Genomic DNA, 19,847 nt, shown 5'->3' with positions numbered 1-19,847 from the left:
ACCTCTTTTGAATAATGGTTATTTGTTCTTATCCTTTGAGGAAGTTCCTCCTTCTTTCTTTTGAATGAGTTTCCCCAGCGCGTTGACATCCTCCAGTTTCAGATACAGAGTTGTGCCGGGAATTTCTTTTTTAGCTCTGATGCCGTCAAAAACAATTTCGATAAAAGGATCGAGCATATCGACAATGCTCGTTTTTCCCTTAGGCCTGCCCTGCATGTGCCAGTGAATGAATAAGTGTTCTACGGTTCCCATCAGCATGGAACGTATTAAATAAGGATTGGCGTCTTTTTTAAAGGTGCCGTCTGTGATTCCTGCTCTGATACAGTCCAGGAGACCATGTGACGAACGGCGTATCGCCGCATGGGCCGGTGTCTGCCGGAATCGTTTGTTGGACATAAGCTGAAGCAACACTAAAGCGGAATAATCGGGATTGGATTGATATAATTCAATATAGAAAAGCATAATAGCTCTTATCTTTCCTTCAATTCCTTTTATGTAGGGGATGACTTTTGATGATGCTTCGAAAGTGTCATTGGATATTTTTTCGGGAATGGCAAAAAGAAGATCTTCTTTCGTGCCGAAATATTCATAGATTGTGGCTTCAGAAACTCCTGCCTCTTTGCTTATTTCAGTTATCGTCGCGTTCTGAAAACCTTTCTCGGCAAATATGCGCAGAGCGGCATCCATTATGCGGTCTTTTCTGGTCTTCGGTCGGTGCTTATCCGTCATTATAATATCCTCCATCTAGATAGTTATAAGATACATTATCATAGTCACACTGTCAATAATTATTTTATTTCATAGTCAGACTATGAAATAAAATAATATTACAAGGTAAAACATGGCTAGAATGGCTGATAAAAATGGTGATAAATTGAAAAATAATTAAGAGGATTATATAATTACAAGGTTGTAGAACGAAATTATCTTGAAAACGGGTTTTAAGATCACCTGTAAATTATCTTTCCTGAAAGAAACAGATCGTCAACCTTGGCAAATAAGTTTTCTTTCAATACATAATAAACAAAAATCCCTCTTTCGAGGGATTGATTATTTTTCTCCGTATAAGTTTTTACTATTTATAAGAAGCCTTTACATGCTTTCATTCTTAGTAAATTTAAATGGTGTATAAAACTGAAGGAGACAATATGAAGAAAACTTTAATCTCAGTACTTATTGCAATATTTTTAATGATTCCCCTTGCATCGTTTGCTAAAACCGCTATGTCTGATAGCGAGTTGGGCACCATATCAGGTGAGACCGGTATTTCAATTGACTTCAGTAGTTTCATCCTTGGTTCAACATCAATAGGCACAAACTACTGGGGTGTTCGAACAACAAGCTCTCCAATTAATGATCTAGCCCCAAAAAAATTGACTTTTTGGGGAAGAACCCCTTTTTTCTTAAACAAAATTATTTTAAGTTCTCATGGAGGCAGTATTCAGGCACCGGCCAATACTGGCTTAAATTCATCGCATTTGGGTGTATCGTATATTGGTGGTTCGTCAATGGTAATTTATGCCCATTAGGACATAAAATTATTTATTTTTATTTTACTGGCGACAATAGCAGCTAGTTTTTCTTCCGGTGCGCTATCCATATTAACGGAATTCCCGGCGATGGTAATCCATTTCCGGGCGAGATTTTTAAATTCTGGTTTATCCGTGCATGCGGTCAGGCAACCGCAGACAAGAATACCTAAGTCCCAATTATTGGAGGATTGATCTTTTGAAAAACTGTATTCCGGTGGCAGCAGCTTTTCTATCTCCCGCACCAGTTTTGCTCTGTCTATAATGGGATTGCACCCGCCGCAATATTTTATACCGATATCAATTTGCATTCATTCGTCTACCTTTGTTGGCTGCGTCACCGGCTCCTCAACGTATAAATAATACGCATACGTCGCCTCTTCCTTGCCGCCGCGGTATACTTTTGACTGCAAATCGATATAACCATGTTAATATACCACGTCACATGAATTATTCTTTTATTCCGGCGATTTCTTTAGCCAGCTTCTTTTTATATTCGAGATTCCCCTGACGGGAAATCATTATACGCTGTGCCTGAGGTGAACCGGCGCCATGCATGGATTCTGTGCGGTAACCGACTGCGGCTGTGCCCAGGGTGATATTTTCCACCAGTCTTAGAATACGGCAACGGTTCTCAGTGGATACCGAAGCGATTCCTTTAAAATATTTTTCGACTATTTTACCGATTTCCGGATGACGCAAATCTTTTTCCGAAGCCATCGTGACCATTAATCCGCCGGCGATATCTTCCGCTAGCCTTGCAATCTCATAGGGAAATCTGGTTACGTTTTGTTTGCAGACGTTGGCCAGCAGCAAATCAATCAGGTAAGTGCCGGAAGCTGTTTTGTGTCCTTGCGCGGAACAGGCAATACCGCAGGAGAAAAGCGTTTCGTTCAGGTGTATCATCTCAATCAATTTATCTTTGATGTGAGAGGCTTTGGACGCGCCGTTGTATTCAGCGGCCAGCGCCGCGGCACCGATGAGCACGTCACCCACGCCTACTTTGCAGCCACCATAGCTCTGACGGTGATAACCGGCAAAGCGTTCGACTAATGCGCCGCTAAAATCATATTCTCCACACATAAACACATTTTCCCAGGGGACAAACAGATTATCGAAAACCATGAGTGCTTCGTGACCACCGAACTGATAGTTGCCTACGTCTATTTCTCCGCCTTCGAGTTTTCGCGTGTCGCAGGACTGCCTGCCGTAAATGTAAGAAATGCCTTCCGCGTCGGCAGGCGCGGCGAAAGAAATGGCGTAATCAGCGTCATCTTTGGTCATGGCGACAGTCGGCATAACTAAAATCCAGTGCGAATTAATGGCTCCCGTCTGATGCGCTTTGGCGCCCCGCACAACAATGCCGTCTTTTCTTTTTTCCACAACACGCGTGTAAAGGTCCGGGTCCGCCTGTTTGCTCGGTGGCAGGCCGCGGTCTCCTTTGGGGTCGGTCATGGCGCCATCCACAGTAAAATCATTTTCCTGCATCATTTTCAGAAATTTGATAAATCGCTCATGATAATGAGTGCCTAGTTTCTTATCCATTTCAAAAGTTACGCTGTCCACGGCATTGATTGCGTCCATTCCGACGCACCTTTGAAAGCAGGAAGCTGTTTTTTGTCCCAGTAATCGTTGCATTTTTACTTTTTTGATCAGGTCTTCAGTGCTTTGGTGCAGATGACAAAAACGGTTTATCTTTTTTCCTGTTAGATGAGATTTCGCCGTCATCAGATCTTCGTGCTGGGGATCCTGAGCTAAAGCGTAGGTCATTTTTACGGAATTCATAGATGGTCTGATTATCGGATGATCCACCGGATTTTTCACCAATTCACCCAGCAGATATACTTTTAGATTCATTTTACGCAGACTTTCTTCATATTGGTTGGCTGTTTTTAACGTCATTGCTTTGTGCCTCCTTCAATATTTGAATGATCAAGATTTTCAGTATCGCAATTGTATTTCCAAGTTGTTCAGCATCAATTAATAATAAATAACCAGTATTTTTAATAGTATACCATAAATATTAGTCGCTATTATTTCCTTGACATACAAAGATGGACTTTTTATACTCCGCACTCAACGGGACAGTATTATATCAGATAAATAACAATTCAGGGGGGGAAACTATGGCGGTAATGAAAGAAAAACGCAAATTCAATTTTGTGTTATTGGCGGTACTGATGGTCGTTATTGTTGCTGGAATTTTCTACCAATTTTTCTTGAAAATTTAAGCTAGCGACGCGGAGAAACGACAGAAACAATTTTTATGTGTCCTAGTGTCGGGCAAGTTCTAGTTTGCTTATAGCCTCAGCTCTGATATTGAACGGCGAGAATTTGGCAACTGATAAAATTGTTGTGGTGGATTTTAGGTTGCTTGTTGCCAGTGGTTCGATGGAGTCAAGGATAGTGTGCGGAACAGGTTTCCGGTGCCATAATGTCGTAAGGTTTCCTTACAGGACAATGTGTAGTAGTGTGCCCGCGATAAAAGGCTTATTTGCTGTGAAATGTATAATCACATCCGCCTGTTCCAGCTCATATCAGGATCCTGATGGCATGATTTTGCGTATCTTTAAAATTACATTGTGAATGTAATGCATACACTAGCTTGACATCTTCTTTAGTTATTCTTTATAAGGAAGGATCGTTGATAAATACATTGTTAAAAGTGAAAGGAAGAAAACTATATGGCTATCATGACATGGATTAAAGATGAAACTGTAGCAATTATTACTATGAGCAATGGTGAAAACAGGCAAAATCTTGAATTTGCCCAAACCCTAAAAGCTATGCTGGATGAGATAATTGCTGATAAATCAATAACGGCATTGATTATTACGTCTAATGACGAGAAGAATTTCTCTCAGGGAGTAGATGTTAACTGGATTATGGAAAAAATGCAGAAAAATGACCATCAACCAGTTAGAGATTTTATCAATGAGATGGACATTGTTTTTAAAACGCTTGTTCTTTATCCTGTACCGGTAATTGCGGCGATTAACGGCCATGCCTTCGGCAATGGTTCGATATTATCCTGTGCCTGTGATTTTCGCTTCATGCGGTCGGACCGCGGATTCTTTTGCTTTCCGGAAGTAAATATAGGCATTCCATTCAGATGGGGCATGAACGCTTTTATGAAGAAAGCCATTCCTTTGCATATATTATCACAAATGGAATTTACAGGAAATCGTTACACCGCGCCGGAATTGGAAAAGCTCAATATTATTGTAAAAGCGTGCGCCAGCCAGGAAGATCTAATGGCGCAGGCCATAGCTTATGCCAGGACACTTCAGAAAAAGCGGGGAATTCTCGGCAAAATAAAAGAAAGACTGTATAGCGATATTGTAAAAGTATTAGACGATGATCATATGCCGCCATCGACGAATATCGATGTTCTGGTTGTTGCTGATTGATATAATAACAAACAATTATTAAAAAATTTATCAGGTGGAAAAATGAAAACAGCCATTACCGAAATGTTCGGAATTAAATATCCCATTATATGCGGTGCGATGATGTGGCTTTGCAAACCAAAGCTTTGTGCCGCCATATCTAATGCCGGTGGCATGGGAAACCTGACTGCCGGGAACTATTCAACTGAGGAAGAATTCCGTGATGCCATTAAATTGACAAGGAAGCTTACGGACAAACCATTTATGGTAAATGTAACAATTCTGCCATCGGTTCATATCACACCCGAGCATCACAAAATGTTCCTGCGTGTTTGTGTTGAGGAAAGGGTTGCCGGGCTGGAAATATCCGGCACACCGCTGGACAAAGTAGTGGGGAGAGAATACGTAGACGTCATGAAAAAGGCGGGAATCAAGCTTTTCCATAAGGTGGGAGCAGTGCGTCATGCCGTGCACGCCGAGAAAGTTGGTTACGACGGAATTTATGCCGCAGGGATCGAAGAAGGCGGTCATCCGTTAAATGACGATGTCACAACAATGATACTGACACCGCGTATTGCCGAAACAGTGAAAATTCCTGTTGTCACTGTAGGGGGTATTGCTGATGGTCGTACTTTGGCCGCGGCACTTGCTCTTGGGGCTCAGGGAGTTATGATGGCGACCCGCTTTGTTGCCACGCAGGAATGTGAAGTGCACGATAACATCAAGCGGGAACTAGTCCGGCGGCAGGAATATGAAACGGCTCTTATCTGCAAAACGATTGGTTTGCAGGGCAGGGCTATAAAAAATAAGCTTGTTGAAGAAGTTTTGGCTGTGGAGGAAAAGGGCGGCGGTTTGGAAAAACTTATTCCGCTAATTGCCGGAGAGAAAATAAAAGAAGCATGGGAATACGGCAAGGTCGATACCGCGCCCATGATGATGGGACAATCGGTGGGGTTGGTAAAGGATATCCCCACGTGTAAAGACCTTATCGAAGGAATCGTGGCAAAGGCCAAGACTGATATTGAATACGTAACGAATATGTTTAAAGAATAAATATAATAAATAGTTACAAAACTAACGGTAATTAATCATCCAATCATTAAAAAAAAAGAATGGCTGCCTGAGCCATTCTTTTTTTGCTTAAAAACCTTACGTCAAAACAAAACGCCAAAGATATACTTTATTGCTCAGAGCTTTTTGTCATTGACAAAAAAAACGTAATTTCTTATAGTTAAACTGGAATAAACAATATTGTATATCAAAGAATTTTTCTTGACCGATCTGCAACGTCTCTTTTAGTGAGGCAACTGCACCCAAATGATGAAATTACCTGCAAGATATGGGATTGTAACGGAAAAGAGATTTGCCGGGAAACAACAATCGGCAAATTCTTAAAGCTAGTCTGCAATAAAGATGCGGGGAGATCATGAATATTAAACAATCAGATCCAATGAGCGGCAGGCCAGCCGAAGCTGGGACAGACTCTGTGATCTCGAACGCTGACCAGATTCATAATGAATCCGGTGCTTTTTCCATGGATATGGAAAAAGCGCGAACGGGTGATGTGCAATCAAACCTCTGTTTAGAATTAGCTGCTTTTCGATCTCTTCTCGAAAAACTCGCCGGCGTTCCTCAAGGAAATTCCGCGTGGACATGGGACCACGAAACAAAATCATTTCTTATTCAGGCACCGAATCCTGTCATTGAGCAATACATTGGTATTTTAACCCGTGAGATGGGTGAAGCTCTTTGCTTACGTGTGAAAAAAGCCAAGGTTGTCGTCGATCTGTGGCCGTGGAAAATTAATAAGGATAAAGCGAGCTTAAGAATAGGGTTCAATGAAGGCTACGATCCGTCAGAACTGCGTGGGTATACGGGTTTGGAAAGTCTCGTAAATCTTCACTTCGTATCTTATCCCAATGATTCACGAGAAGAGCAGGAAGCGCTGACCAGGTTCAAGTCAATGTGTGCCAGGATCGATGCTGTTTTCGAAAAAAAGTGCGAGTGGATGTGGGAGACGTACTGGAGAATGAAAGGTCTGGCCTTTGCAATAGTTCGAAAATTTACTTGGGAAAACAAGTCCTCTATTGTTGAGAAAGAGATCGAACAATTCAATAACTCTCCTGAGGCCCGGAAAGCAAAATTGAAGGTCGATCTTCGTACTTACACTCATGGAACTTCTGTAAACGTTAGGATAGCACTGGAAGGTTTGTCGAATGAACCACGGCTCTACCCGCAAATCCTGGCCGTATTTGATGCTCATTTTTCGGGCTAAAGCGATTAACAACAGACAACTGTTGATTTGAGAGCGCAGGACGAAGAGAGAATAGTAATTCTTTAGATGGAAAGAGTTGCCTGCTTCTGGTACAAGCATTTCCCCACGCACATATGTAGAAGGATATATTTATAAAGTGTATGATTTTATTGTAGTCGGCGCCGGTTTTTTTGGAGCTATTTTTGCCTACGAAATGAAGAAAGCCGGCAAAAAAGTTTTAATAATCGAAAAACGTGATCATATCGGCGGCAATTGTTATTCTTATGATTGTCCTAAAAATAACATCAACGTCCACAAATACGGGCCTCATATTTTTCACACATCTTCTGAAAATATTTGGAAATATATAAATTCTTTTGCCGATTTTAATAATTACCGGCATCGTGTGCTCACAACCGCAGGCGGAAAAGTTTATTCCCTGCCGATCAATCTGGCAACCATCAATAAGTTTTATAACCTATCTTTAACACCGGATGAAGCCGGAGAGTTTTTAAAATCCAAAACACCTGCGATTTCTTACCCCAAAAATCTGGAGGAAAAGGCGATAAGTCTTATCGGCAGAGAGCTTTACGAGACGTTTATAAAGGGTTATACAATAAAGCAATGGGACTGTGATCCGAAAGATCTTCCCGCTGAAGTTATCACAAGGCTTCCGGTAAGAACCACTTACAATGACATTTATTACGATGATGATTATCAAGGAATGCCCAGCGGCGGCTACACGCCGATTTTTGAAAAATTGTTGAAGGATATACCGGTGGAACTGAAAACAGACTTTCTGGAAAAAAGAGATTACTGGAAGTCCATCGCCAGGACTCTTGTTTACACTGGTCCCATAGACCGTTATTTCAATTACAATTATGGAGAACTGCGGTGGAGGTCCTGCCAATTTGAAATCGAAGAAATGCAGTTGGACGATTATCAGGGTGTCAGCATTATGAACTATGCCGATCGGGAAGTGCCCTATACACGCATTCTAGAACCAAAACATTTTTATCGCGAAAATGCCCATCTGTCGAGAGGCACGGTTGTCATTAGAGAGTATCCTTGCGATGATCCGAATGAACCATATTATCCGGTAAGACTGAAAGCTGATCAGGAAATGCTGGCCAAATATCAAAAGGCGCAAAGCCGTGAGAGTGATGTTATATTCGGTGGCCGGTTAGCTGAGTATAAATACTATAATATGGATCAGGTCATCTCCGGAGCTTTGGAGCAGGTAAAGATGTTACTTAAAAGAGCTCTGTAAAATAAAGCCGAAATGAGGAGACGGATTGCTTACAATAATCTGCTCTCCCGAGGACTTTTTAATAACATATCCGTCGAATATTTTTTTCTTGCCTCCTTGCAAATTACCATACACCTTGACTTTCTCACCAACAGAAATTTTCAGTTTGATATTTTCCGGCAACTCCGCCCTGACGTAGATTGATCCGGAATCATCGGTTAGATCAAATCCGCCATCATCAAGCCGGGTTATATTCCCTTCGATTATACTTACGGGCGGCAATGCCAGGTTTTTTACGGGAGTGATTTTAACGCACCCGTTACATAAAACAACAAATGCCAAAAAGGCATTTAATATAAAATATTTTTTCACGTCGTTCCTCCACATTGAATTGCCTTAAATCTTTACAGCGTTGATGCAGATAACGTTTGATTCCCGTTTGATTGTTTGCGCTTCTTTGATTTCGAAACCAGCCAGCCTTACTATTTCTGCGAGTTCCTCGGACCGATAACTCTTGTTTTCTTTGGGAGGTATTCCCAGTTTGCTCACATAACGCATTCCCTTGGCCAGCTTCGCCATCAAGGACATACCGGCCAGCGTGTAGTCAACCGCAAGCATTCTGCCGCCTTGTTTCAAGACCCGATGACATTCCCGTAATATCGTCAAGGGCCCTCGCACGATATGCAGAACATTTCCCATAAACACAGCATCAAAAGCGGAATCTCCATAGGCGATTTGATAACCGTCCGCCGGCTTGACTTCGGCGTTGGGATAGCTTTGCAAGCACAGTTTTGCCTTTGCCAGCATTTCCGGCGACATATCCGTAGCCGTCAAGTGCCGGGCGCTTTCAGCAATTACGGTAGAGAAAATTCCCGTGCCGCAGCCGAGTTCCAGAACAATATCTTCTGTACGAAGCTGATTTTTTAACCAGCACTCAGCGGCATTGCGTGTATTTTCCCCGACGATGCAAATATTGGCTGCGTCAAAGCTGTCAGCTTTTTTACTCCAGTACTGATATTCCCTTGCGTCTTTGGTCATTGTTATTACTCCTGCTGCTCTTTTTTTCAGCAGTGAAATAGAACACTCTGGCTCATGCTGATTTTGGGGAAGTCTTTAATGGAGAATCCAACTTCCTTTGCCATCTCGACTGCGCGCGAAAAATTTTTATTTGATACATGAATTACAGGTTCGATCAGAAGAAAAAGCCCTTCTGGTTTTGTCAGGTCGTGAATTTCTGAGAAAAATCTTTTCTGGTCGGGAACCTCATGCGCCATCCAGAAAGCCAGGATGAAATCAGCCTTTTCATGAAAACAAAGTGAATCCGGAGTTGTCAGATGTGTTTTGATGATTGCGGAGACGCCATGTTTCTGAGCGCGTGCGTCAAGTGCGGAAAGCATCCTCTGCTGAATATCAACAGCGATGATGCGACCTGATGGTCCAACGAGTTTAGCCAACGGTATGCTGAAATAGCCCATGCCGGGCCCGATATCAATTGCAGTATCTCCCTGGTGAACGTAGGGGCTGAGAATTTTAATCGGATCATGAAAAATTCTGCGCAACGGGTTATCGAATGTAAAGCATAACCACCAGGGACAAACATGTTTTTTGTTGAGCAGTTTTTTTATCATTGTTTCTCAAAAAATAATTCTGATTCACTGTCTAATTATTTAACCCAATGCTGTATTAAAATCAAACGTTTGTTATTAGTTAGTTGCGTAAAAAAGCAGTTATAATTTTATCCTTTTTTACGAGAAATATTTCTTTGACATACAAAAACCTTCTCCATATAATTATACCAATTCTAAATCAAAGCGCTATTTTTGTTGGCGTCGTCGTCGGCTTTCTCAACCTATGTACAATACGCCTCGTCGCCTTCTCCTGGCAGCCTCAATATCATCTTTGATTTAGAAATGGTATTCCATCATATAAACTCGGTATATGGAGAAACATTAATGTCACCGGAATCCATATCGCAAACGTTGATTCGACTAAGGGCGTTCTTTACTGCAGGAAAAACAAGAGATGTCGAATTTCGTATCGCCCAACTGAAAAAGCTCAAAGAAGGTATACGCAAGTATGAAGCGGAAATCATGGCCGCTCTTTATGACGACATGCGCAAACCGCCTTTTGAAGCCTATGCCAGTGAAATCGGAATTCTCTACACGGAAATTGATCATGTAATAAATCACCTTTGGTCTTGGTCGCGTCCCCAACACGTAGCGACACCCATCATTCATTTTTTGTCACGAAGCCACATTTATCATGACCCATACGGCGTTGTTTTGATTATCAGTCCGTGGAATTATCCCTTCCTGTTGACCATTACGCCTTTAATAGGCGCCATAGCCGCGGGCAATTGCGTACTGGTCAAACCTTCCGAGTTTTCATCTTCCACATCGGCAACTACTGAAAAGATGATAGCCGAATTGTTCGATCCCGATTATGTGACAGTTTTTCAGGGAGAAGCTGAGGCGACAAAAAATCTGTTGGAGGAAAAATTCGACTATATCTTCTTTACCGGAAGTACGGCCGTCGGAAGGATTATCATGACCGCGGCAGCCCGCTACCTTACACCGGTAACATTAGAACTGGGAGGAAAAAGCCCCGCTATTGTTGATGAGGATGCCAATCTTAATTATGGGATAAAAAGAATTGCCTGGGGAAAATTTTTCAATGCCGGTCAGACATGTATTGCACCGGATTACGCTCTGATACACCGGAAAATAAAAGATGCCTTTATCGAGAAGATGATAGAAACGCTTCACACGTTTTATGGTGAAAATCCAATGATGAGTCCGGATTATGCCCGAATCATCAACGAGCGGCATTTTAACCGACTTGTCCAACTTATGAAAAGCGGATGGATTCTCTATGGCGGCAAAACCCTGAGAAAAGATCTTTATATAGCTCCGACAATCATTGATCAGGTTTCTCCAAACGATCCCGTGATGCAGGAAGAAATCTTCGGTCCTATCCTTCCCCTGATTGAATACAGCGATATTGACGAGGCCATTGCTTTTGTGAATCAGCGGTCGCGTCCTTTGGCGCTTTATTGTTTTTCTGAGAATAAGAAAATTCAAGACAAGGTTCTTCGCGAAACATCTTCCGGAGGCGGTTGTATCAATGACACCATATCCCACATCGGGAGTCAGGAACTTCCCTTCGGCGGTATCGGGGAAAGCGGCATGGGCGGCTATCACGGCAAGGCAAGTTTCGATACTTTCACCCATCAGCGCGGCATTCTGGTTCGTTCAAATTTGTTGGATATATCATTGCGTTATCCGCCTTACCGTGACAGGGTTTCGCTGTTACAATTATTATTCAGGATTATCAGATAGGGATTATGTGAATAAATAAAAAGATAAAAAATATTTATAGAGGTGCTCTATGACGGAAAAAACAATTATTCAGTTGGGAAAGATGGTTAAAAGTTTCACACTGCAGGATCAATTCGGTCAGAACTTTATCCTGTCTAAGATGAGAGGTCATCGCGTCTTGTTATCTTTTCATCCACTCGCTTGGACGCCTGTTTGTGCTTTGCAGATGCAGTCTCTGGAAAAGAACAAAAAGATATTCGATAAGCTCAACACAATCGCCGTGGGTTTGAGTGTGGATAGTGTTCCCTGCAAGGCGGCATGGGCCAAATCAATAAAGATCAGACAGACGAAACTTTTATCGGACTTTTGGCCGCACGGAAATGTGGCCAAAAGCCTCGGTCTTTTCAGAGAACAAGACGGTATTTCACAACGGGCAAACGTCATTCTCGATGAGGGGGGAAAGGTTTGTTTTGTAAAAGTATATCCCATCGCCCAGCTGCCGGATATTAATGAAATTATCGTTTTTCTCAAAAATGCTTAATCCCATGTGGAAATATGATACCCTGCAGCTTGCTTCGGGGTATCATATTCGTGATTGACATATACGCTTCTTCTTCATATACTCCGCCGCGAAAAATAAGTAATGCCATTTCGATTGGAAATGGCCGCCTGTTCGGCGTCACTTCCCGGTAGGGTAATAAGTTTTATTTCTATTGCGCGCCCTTTGGTTGCGCGTTCGGTCAAAGGATAACGAGCCGACGATCCCGATACATCGGGACCAACAAAGTTAGCCAAAGACCGGAAGCGCATCCCGTAAGGGGAGCGCATAATTAACAAATATTACCTTACCGGTAATTACCGCCTGCAAGGTGGTAATTACAAGCGAATTGGCATATTCGCAGATCATGTTCTAGCCTAAACAATAAGGCATCCAGATCTATAAAGGGTGCCGTATGAAGATAATCTGTGCTTTTGAAAAACCAGCTTTATATTTTGATAATCCTGTTTCAGTTATAGTTTGTTCTTCTTTTGAAGACGTTCCGAGGTCTTTTGAAAAGATCGAGGAAGCGCTTGCGCAGGGCTTATATATAGCCGGCTTTTTTTCCTACGAACTGGGCTACGCGTTTGAAGATAAATTTTCATCTTACCCGCTTAACGGGTTTCCTCTTATCTATGTAGGCTGTTACACAAAATCTCAACAGTATAAGAATCAACTTGTCGCTGATAGTCATTCAAGTAAAAAAGAAAATTTGCGATTTAACATTTCCAAAGAGAAATATTTTGAGCATATTGATATTATTCGTTCATATTTACAGTCGGGCGATGTGTACCAGATTACTTATTGTCTGAAGATTCTTTTTGATTTTAAAGGCAATGCATACGATTTATATCAAAAACTGTTTGATGTGCAGCCCGTGCCCTATACCGCCTTTATCGAAACTGATCAATATAGTATCGCGTCACTCTCTCCGGAATTATTTTTATACAAAAAAGGAAGTTCCATTTTGTCAAAACCCATGAAAGGGACATGGCAAAGAGGCGACACGAGTCTTAGTGACATCATAGCCAGACATCAATTTTATCACGATGAAAAAAACCGGGCCGAAAACGTAATGATTACTGATTTGCTGCGTAATGATTTAGGGCGTATCGGGACAAATATTCACGTGCCGCGCTTATACGAAATAACTCCGTATAAAACACTATTTCAAATGACCTCAACAGTTGCCGCTGATATCGAACCGGATATATCAATATACAATTTATTTAAAAGCCTGTTCCCGTCAGGGTCAGTAACCGGCGCGCCTAAAATAAGGGCTATGGAAATCATTCATGAACTTGAACGCGAGCCACGAAACATATACACCGGTGCCATCGGCTATATTAAACCCAACAAAGATTTATTTATTAATATTCCGATACGTACGGCCTTGATAGATCGCATAAATGGGAAGGGAGAAATGGGCATCGGTGGCGGTATTGTGTGGGATTCAACGGCCGAAGGAGAGTGGGCAGAAGGAATTTTAAAAGCACGATTTTTTACCGATAGCATTTAAAAAATTAGTTAGCTGTATTGTTTTGTATTAAACGCGAAGGTGCCATGTGTTGCGAGAGGGGAAACAATATTGGATGATTCTTTTTAATCAAAATTAATGAGTTTAGGAGTGGACATCATTTTATCATAGTATTTACAAAACGAAATCCATTCTTGCCGGCGTTTTTGACTTTATACATGGCTTCATCAGCCAGTTTGATAAGTTTGTCCATATCTTCGCTATGATCGGGGAAGAGCGCGATTCCAATACTTGTACTTACAACCGCCTTTTGCCCTTCGATAATAATAGGCTGAGATACCAACTGAAGCACCTTTTCTGCAACTTGCACGACATTATCAGGAGTGTTGATTTCTGTTGCGATGATCAAAAATTCATCTCCTCCGACGCGAGCTACCGTGTCAGTATCGCGCACGCAGGAAAGCATGCGTTGGGCGACTTGCTTGAGCACGTAATCCCCGGCGTCGTGACCGAGGGTGTCATTGACGGTTTTGAAACCGTCTAGATCAATAAACATCACTGCCGCTGATTTCTTATGTCGGCGAGCGATGTTAATGGCTGAGGATAATCTATCCATAGCCAATCTCAAAGTGGGCAGATTAGTCAGCAAATCGTGGGTTGCCAGATATTTTATCTGCTCTTCGGCCTGCTTGCGCTCGGTAATATCTAGTATTGCCCCGATTAACCCACTGATGGCCCCTTGATTATCAGTTAAAACAGCCTTATTGAAGATGACGTCCCTTGTCTCCCCAAAAGTGTTTTTTACCTGCGCTTCGTAATGCTGTTCACCTCCGCTCTTGAAGAGCTCATTATCTTTGTCATAATAAATTTTCGCAAGTTCCGGCGGGCTGATATCAAATACAGTTTTACCGATGAGTGTTTCCTTCGTTGCACCGAAGAATGTTTCATAAGCTTTGTTGAATCCCGTGTATTGTCCTGTCCTATTCTTATAGAAGACAGGAATGGGTATCGAATTGAGCAGTGTGTTTAAAAAACTCTCGCTTTGCCGCAGTGCCTCCTCAGTATTTCTACGCTCGGTAATGTCGCGGGAAACTCCCAAAATGCCAATAGGTTTCATGTATGCGTCACGAATAAAAGTTATGGAACTTTCCACCCAGATCGTTTTGCCGTCTTTGTGGTAATGTTCAGTCTGAAATGTGCGGATACGATTCGGATCAGCATCCGGGTCCTTATCTGTTTGGAGTTCTTCTGCAAGCACTTTAGTCGCTGCTATAAGCGATTCGGGAGTAAAAAACTGATCAATCTTCAACGCTGTCAACTCTTCAACTGTATAGCCGAGTATCTTTGTTACTGCGGGACTTGAATAGATAAAGTGCAGTGACAAGTCCATTGTCCAAATGTGATCTGCTGTGTGATCCGCGATAAAATGGTACCGCTCCTCGCTTTTACGAAGCGCGTCTTCCGCCTGTTTGCGTTCGGTAATGTCGTGAATAATACCGACAGCGTGCCATTCCCCTTTGATATTTACCGCCGACAAAGACAGTGCCACATCTATTTCGCAGCCGTCTTTCCGGCGCGCGGCCAGTTCAAGAGTTTTTCCGATGGCATTCCCCTGTCCCGTTTGCTGGAATTCAGGAAAGGCCGCCAGATGAGCAGGATGAAATCGCTCCGGGGCGATCAATTCATGAAGGTTCTTTCCAATGGCTTCCTCTTGCGTGTAACCCAGAATGCGCTCCGCGGAAGGATTCCAGTAAGATATATTTCCATTGTTGTCCATCATGGTGATCGCGTCATGAGCTGAATTAGTAATGGCGCTGATACGTTCTTCGCTTTCGCGCAACTTCTCTTCCGCCATTTTGATATCGACGGACTTCCAAATGGTATCCATCAGCAGGGTGAGTTGAAGCACATCCGCTTCGTCATAATTTTTGGACTTATTGGCTACGCCCACAACGGCGACAATGGTATCGTCCTTGAATACAGGCACGGTCATGAACTTGTGGAGAGGAGTATGGCCTTCAGGATATCCTTTCTTGAGCGGATGATCTGCCTGAAAATCGTTTAAAATAAGTGGTTTCCTCTGGCGTACAACCTCGCCCCAAATGCCGGTTTTTTCCAGTTCATAACAAGTTTGCTGATTGGCTATCGTGCATTCCTTCATAACGTCTTTCGACCAGGTATTCAGGATAAACTGCCGGCTATCTTCATGGTAAAAGTAGATATAGCCAATTTTGCTCTGAGTGATTTTGATAGCTTCATCAAGCGCGTAGTCGAGGAATTCTTGCGTTGTCTTGGACCGGTGCTGCATGATTTCCAGAAGACTCATTAGTCTTGTTTCGTTAAGGCGAATTTGCTCCTCGGCCATTTTACGCTCTATGACACGGCCAAGCCGCTCGGCGATGGCTATGAGCAATTGTCGCTCATCTTTTAAAAATGGTCCTTTATCGTTTAGAGGTCGCTCCTCCAGATAGCACACCTCAATCTGTCCGGCCTGTTTGCCGTCCACTATGATTTTTTGTGTAAGCATCCACTGTGTTTTCTGGAAGCGTTGAGTCTGAAAGGCCTGTTCCTCCAGTGTGATACGAGCCTCTGTTATTTCCGGAAACTGCATGGCAGGAGGTAGGAGCATAACTGCTTTCTTCATTATTTCGTCTATTGAAATATCCGGTTCCTCTATGATTGCAGAGATGCCGTAAAGACAGTTCAATTCCTTAAACCGCTCTTTCAATGCCCAATCCGCCTGCTTTCGTTTAGTGATATCGTCAATGCTGGACAGAAGACATGGTTCGTGAGTAAATTTAATTGGCCGGGAGGAAAATAAGCCTGTTAGGATTTCTCCATTTTTCTTTCTAAACAGGAACTCCTTGCTGGTTACCGGCATTTCTTTACGAAGAATGGACACCACTTCCTCTCTATCTTTTTCATCCACCCAAAGCTTCATCATTATTGACGACGTTGCCATTGCTTCCTCTCTTGAATAACCTGTCAAGTTGGCAAAAGCATCATTAATTTCGATGAATTTACCGTCTTCCATGCGTGTAATGGCAATGGCATAGGGTGATGTCTGGAAAGCCTTTGCGAATTTTTCTTCACTCTGACGCAGTTCCTCTTCTGCTTGCATACGTTGAGAGAGTTCGCTCTGCAGCAACATCGACAGCCTGCGGCCGACCAGGATAAACAAAGCAAATGTTAACGCGATGAATAATATCTGGTACATGAAAATCGCAGATAAGTTAAAAAGTCCGGATACAAATATATTGTTTGTCTTAGGTATGGTTAGATTTACTGCGATTTGAACTGCGCTGACGAGACAAAATAACGCAAAAACAATGCCTGCCGGTCTCGTAGCCGGCCGTAGACCACGATCTACTCCTCGCAGCATAAGCCAGGAACACTGTGAGAAAATATATATTGCAGCAATCGATTGAGTAACAATACGCAACGCAATATCAGGGTCAACATATGTGAAATACAAGTATGCAAGCGTAAAGGCGGTTAGCATCACATAGTTGTGATGCTGACGGCTTTCCCTGCCTGCATAGCGGCCAAGTCCTATGTAAAGGACGACAGTGCCTCCGATAATGAACAGGTTGGCCAGAACGATTGAAAATAAATCCGGCATAATTCCGCGAAACGTAATGAAAAGAAGCGCGATAAATTGTAGAATGTAGTCGACAAGCCATAGAGTAATTTCCGGAGACCTCTTCTTGTTTTGCCACCAAAGCGATGTCATTACGATAACGCACAGGAGGATGAATATGACAGATCCGGTAAAAAACATTCTGATGCTAATAGCAGTCATTGCACAGCCTCCATGGCGAAAAGGATTCGGTATTTGTTAAGGGAATGATAATTCTTGTTATGATGAGAAACAAAGAAATCGTTAAATTAAATAGCTTGTAACAATGACAAATTTCCATAGCATTTCCTCGAATGTCAATGCTTGTTAAGGATGGTTAGTATCGCCACTTTTCGATAATGCTATTTGTTTCGCTTTATACTTTACTTGCGGCGCGAGCCGCCAAGAATTGATCCAAGAACACCGCGTACTATAGACGTACCTATGGTTCGAGCCATACTTTTTGCGGCGGCCTGCACCATTCCTTCTCTCTGACCTCCGCGGGGGCCGGTGCTCCCGAAAATGATTTTGCCCAAACCACCGCCGATGCCGCCTAAAATTCCACCCTCATCTTTAGCGGGTGCAGCGGATTCTTCGACTTTAACTGCCGGCTTATTTTCCTGTGCGGCTTCCTGTGCGCCGCCGCGTAATTTCTCATAAGCGGATTCGCGATCAAGAGTTTTTTCGTAATGTCCGTAAATAGTAGAAGCTTTGATAGCGGTCAAACGTTCATCATTGGTCATTGCACCCATGCGCGAGAAAGGAACAATGACAAAGGAGCGTTCTACAACCGAGGGACGCCCCTTTTCATCAAGAAAAGAAATCAACGCTTCACCGACACCAAGTTCGGTAATTGCCTGCATGGCGTCAAAGGCCGGGTTTTGGCGCATCGTTGACGCAGCCGTTTTAACTGCCTGCTGATCACGCGGCGTGAATGCACGCAATGCATGTTGAACACGGTTGCCCAGTTGAGCAAGGACCGTGTCGGGTATATCCAGAGGATTCTGGGTGACAAAATAAACTCCCACGCCTTTGGAACGAATCAGGCGCACAACCTGTTCAATTTTTTCCAGGAGAGCTTTTGGAGCGTCGGTGAAAAGAAGATGCGCTTCGTCAAAGAAGAACACAAGCTTGGGCTTTTCCACATCGCCAATTTCAGGCAATTGTTCAAAAAGTTCAGCCAGCATCCAGAGCAGGAAAGTGGAATAGAGTTTAGGATTATTATAGAGTTCGTCAGCGGCAAGGATGTTCATGACGCCTCGTCCTTCGCTGTCCGTCTGTATCAAATCCGCTATGTCCAGCATCGGCTCGCCGAAGAATTTGTCGCCACCCTGCTCTTCGATAGTCAGAAGACCGCGCTGTATCGCGCCGATGGAAGCGGTGGAAATATTACCGTATTCTGTCTTGAATTTTTTGGCGTTATCTCCCACAAATTGAATCATCGCCCGCAGGTCCTTCAAGTCAATCAACAAAAGTTTGTTATCATCAGCTATTTTAAAGACAATTTGTAAAACGCCGGATTGAGTATCATTCAAGTTTAGCAGGCGCGCCAGAAGCAGGGGGCCCATATCGGAAACCGTTGCCCGCACCGGATGGCCTGATTTGCCGTACACGTCCCAGAATACTGTTGTGTTGGATCGGGGCTTGAATTCCTTGACGCCTATTCCTTCCAGACGTTTGAGCAGTTTTTCCGATGAAACGCCCTCTGCACCTATGCCGGAGAGGTCTCCCTTAACGTCAGCCATAAAAACAGGTACTCCGATTGACGCAAAGGATTCCGCCATCTTTTGCAAAGTAACGGTTTTTCCTGTTCCGGTAGCTCCTGTGATAAGTCCATGGCGATTGGCCATTTGCGGCAATAAAGCAATTTCCTTACCCTGAGACATGGCGATAACAAGCGGTGCGGTCATATTTGCTCCTTATTTGTGGCAATTCTCATGTGGTTGCTTTTTAAGAAAGTATAGGAAGAACGATGCTATATGTCAATAACGAAATAAATTCTGCATCTGCAAGTTTAAAAAGTTGACACGCAAAAGTCTTCTCCTTATACTTTCATTATAAAATATAAATAAGGAGATATGATAATGATTACGCTGATTGCGACTTTAAAAATTAAAGAAGGAAAAATGGAAGAGGCGATTAATGCTCTGAAAGAAATCGTTCCCAAAATTAAAGCGAACGAACCGGGATGTCTGGAATATATACCCCATACTGTTCGTGGCGATGACAAGGCCATTATTTTTTATGAGAAATATATTGATAAAGATGCCCTGAAACTGCATTCTGCAAATTTGATGAAAAATATTGAAAAGATTATACCATTGTTGGAGCCGGGCATGGATATCAAAACCTGTTACGAGATTATAAAATAATCTTGTTCCCATTATAAATGAAGTTTTCGCCATAATGGCGAAAACTTTCATCAATGTAGAGTTCTATTTGCTTTCCCTGCGGGAATGCGCTTTCGATGAAAGC

Annotated in this window: 18 protein-coding genes; 9 read left to right on the top strand and 9 right to left on the bottom strand. The window is 42.8% G+C overall.

The window, feature by feature from the left end; translation table 11 throughout:
• Positions 1-18: 18 nt before the first annotated feature.
• Entirely contained in the window at positions 19-744 is a 726-nt protein-coding gene (locus tag CVU62_09280; protein PKN37901.1) for a TetR/AcrR family transcriptional regulator, read from the bottom strand.
• 404 nt (positions 745-1,148) lie between these two features.
• Here CVU62_09280 and CVU62_09275 point away from each other — a divergent pair, with 404 nt between their 5' ends.
• Positions 1,149-1,529 (top strand): hypothetical protein, encoded by a 381-nt coding sequence (locus CVU62_09275; GenBank protein ID PKN37900.1) that lies wholly within the window; start codon positions 1,149-1,151, stop codon positions 1,527-1,529.
• Here the strand turns inward: CVU62_09275 and CVU62_09270 are convergent.
• Together CVU62_09270 and CVU62_09265 are read right to left on the bottom strand one after the other, a co-directional pair.
• The gene (locus CVU62_09270; GenBank protein ID PKN37899.1) at positions 1,526-1,840 is read right to left on the bottom strand and encodes a hypothetical protein; all 315 of its coding nucleotides are present in this window, start codon (positions 1,838-1,840) and stop codon (positions 1,526-1,528) included. The genes CVU62_09275 and CVU62_09270 overlap by 4 nt on opposite strands.
• Before the next feature lie 139 nt (positions 1,841-1,979).
• A complete protein-coding gene (locus tag CVU62_09265) occupies positions 1,980-3,431 on the bottom strand; it encodes a 4-hydroxybutyryl-CoA dehydratase (GenBank protein ID PKN37898.1) in 1,452 nt (483 codons plus the stop codon).
• A 782-nt stretch (positions 3,432-4,213) separates the two neighbouring features.
• On the opposite strand from CVU62_09265, the gene CVU62_09260 reads away from it, so the two are divergent.
• From CVU62_09260 to glf, 4 genes are all read left to right on the top strand, one after another.
• Positions 4,214-4,939, top strand: a complete 726-nt coding sequence (locus CVU62_09260) for an enoyl-CoA hydratase/isomerase family protein (GenBank protein ID PKN37897.1) — start codon at positions 4,214-4,216, stop codon at positions 4,937-4,939.
• A 42-nt stretch (positions 4,940-4,981) separates the two neighbouring features.
• The gene (locus CVU62_09255) at positions 4,982-5,971 is read left to right on the top strand and encodes a nitronate monooxygenase (protein PKN37896.1); all 990 of its coding nucleotides are present in this window, start codon (positions 4,982-4,984) and stop codon (positions 5,969-5,971) included.
• 373 nt (positions 5,972-6,344) lie between these two features.
• Positions 6,345-7,193 (top strand): hypothetical protein, encoded by an 849-nt coding sequence (locus tag CVU62_09250; GenBank protein ID PKN37895.1) that lies wholly within the window; start codon positions 6,345-6,347, stop codon positions 7,191-7,193.
• Between the two features lie 136 nt (positions 7,194-7,329).
• On the top strand, positions 7,330-8,442 hold the full coding sequence (glf, locus tag CVU62_09245; GenBank protein ID PKN37894.1) for a UDP-galactopyranose mutase: 1,113 nt from the start codon (positions 7,330-7,332) through the stop codon (positions 8,440-8,442).
• Here glf and CVU62_09240 read toward each other — a convergent pair.
• Genes CVU62_09240 through CVU62_09230 form a run of 3 tightly spaced genes read right to left on the bottom strand, consistent with a single transcriptional unit; the run spans position 8,422 to position 10,049 of the window.
• Positions 8,422-8,808 carry a hypothetical protein gene (locus CVU62_09240; protein PKN37893.1) on the bottom strand — a complete coding sequence of 129 codons (387 nt, stop codon included), beginning with the start codon at positions 8,806-8,808 and terminating at the stop codon, positions 8,422-8,424. The two genes, glf and CVU62_09240, sit on opposite strands and share 21 nt — an antisense overlap.
• Before the next feature lie 9 nt (positions 8,809-8,817).
• The gene (locus tag CVU62_09235; GenBank protein PKN37892.1) at positions 8,818-9,459 is read right to left on the bottom strand and encodes a hypothetical protein; all 642 of its coding nucleotides are present in this window, start codon (positions 9,457-9,459) and stop codon (positions 8,818-8,820) included.
• 26 nt (positions 9,460-9,485) lie between these two features.
• Positions 9,486-10,049 carry a methyltransferase type 11 gene (locus CVU62_09230; GenBank protein PKN37891.1) on the bottom strand — a complete coding sequence of 188 codons (564 nt, stop codon included), beginning with the start codon at positions 10,047-10,049 and terminating at the stop codon, positions 9,486-9,488.
• 324 nt (positions 10,050-10,373) lie between these two features.
• Here CVU62_09230 and CVU62_09225 point away from each other — a divergent pair, with 324 nt between their 5' ends.
• Both CVU62_09225 and CVU62_09220 read left to right on the top strand, forming a co-directional pair.
• Positions 10,374-11,759 (top strand): aldehyde dehydrogenase family protein, encoded by a 1,386-nt coding sequence (locus CVU62_09225; protein PKN37890.1) that lies wholly within the window; start codon positions 10,374-10,376, stop codon positions 11,757-11,759.
• A 49-nt stretch (positions 11,760-11,808) separates the two neighbouring features.
• On the top strand, positions 11,809-12,279 hold the full coding sequence (locus CVU62_09220; protein PKN37889.1) for a peroxiredoxin: 471 nt from the start codon (positions 11,809-11,811) through the stop codon (positions 12,277-12,279).
• Between the two features lie 74 nt (positions 12,280-12,353).
• Here the strand turns inward: CVU62_09220 and CVU62_09215 are convergent, their stop codons facing one another.
• The gene (locus tag CVU62_09215) at positions 12,354-12,566 is read right to left on the bottom strand and encodes a hypothetical protein (protein ID PKN37888.1); all 213 of its coding nucleotides are present in this window, start codon (positions 12,564-12,566) and stop codon (positions 12,354-12,356) included.
• Positions 12,567-12,691: 125 nt separating this feature from the next.
• Between CVU62_09215 and CVU62_09210 the strand changes: the two genes are divergently transcribed.
• Positions 12,692-13,795 (top strand): hypothetical protein, encoded by a 1,104-nt coding sequence (locus CVU62_09210; protein ID PKN37887.1) that lies wholly within the window; start codon positions 12,692-12,694, stop codon positions 13,793-13,795.
• Between the two features lie 115 nt (positions 13,796-13,910).
• Here the strand turns inward: CVU62_09210 and CVU62_09205 are convergent, their stop codons facing one another.
• Both CVU62_09205 and CVU62_09200 read right to left on the bottom strand, forming a co-directional pair.
• Positions 13,911-17,555 carry a hypothetical protein gene (locus CVU62_09205; GenBank protein PKN37886.1) on the bottom strand — a complete coding sequence of 1,215 codons (3,645 nt, stop codon included), beginning with the start codon at positions 17,553-17,555 and terminating at the stop codon, positions 13,911-13,913.
• A gap of 200 nt (positions 17,556-17,755) precedes the next feature.
• Positions 17,756-19,282, bottom strand: coding sequence for an ATP-binding protein (locus CVU62_09200; protein PKN37885.1), 1,527 nt, complete (start codon positions 19,280-19,282; stop codon positions 17,756-17,758).
• Between the two features lie 168 nt (positions 19,283-19,450).
• Between CVU62_09200 and CVU62_09195 the strand changes: the two genes are divergently transcribed.
• The gene (locus tag CVU62_09195) at positions 19,451-19,744 is read left to right on the top strand and encodes an antibiotic biosynthesis monooxygenase (GenBank protein ID PKN37884.1); all 294 of its coding nucleotides are present in this window, start codon (positions 19,451-19,453) and stop codon (positions 19,742-19,744) included.
• Positions 19,745-19,847 lie beyond the last annotated feature (103 nt).

This window comes from Deltaproteobacteria bacterium HGW-Deltaproteobacteria-2, assembly GCA_002840505.1.
Classification (GTDB): domain Bacteria; phylum Desulfobacterota; class Syntrophia; order Syntrophales; family Smithellaceae; genus Smithella.
The sequence above is the reverse complement of the archived record's forward strand: the minus strand, read 5'-3'. Positions and strand labels throughout refer to the sequence as shown.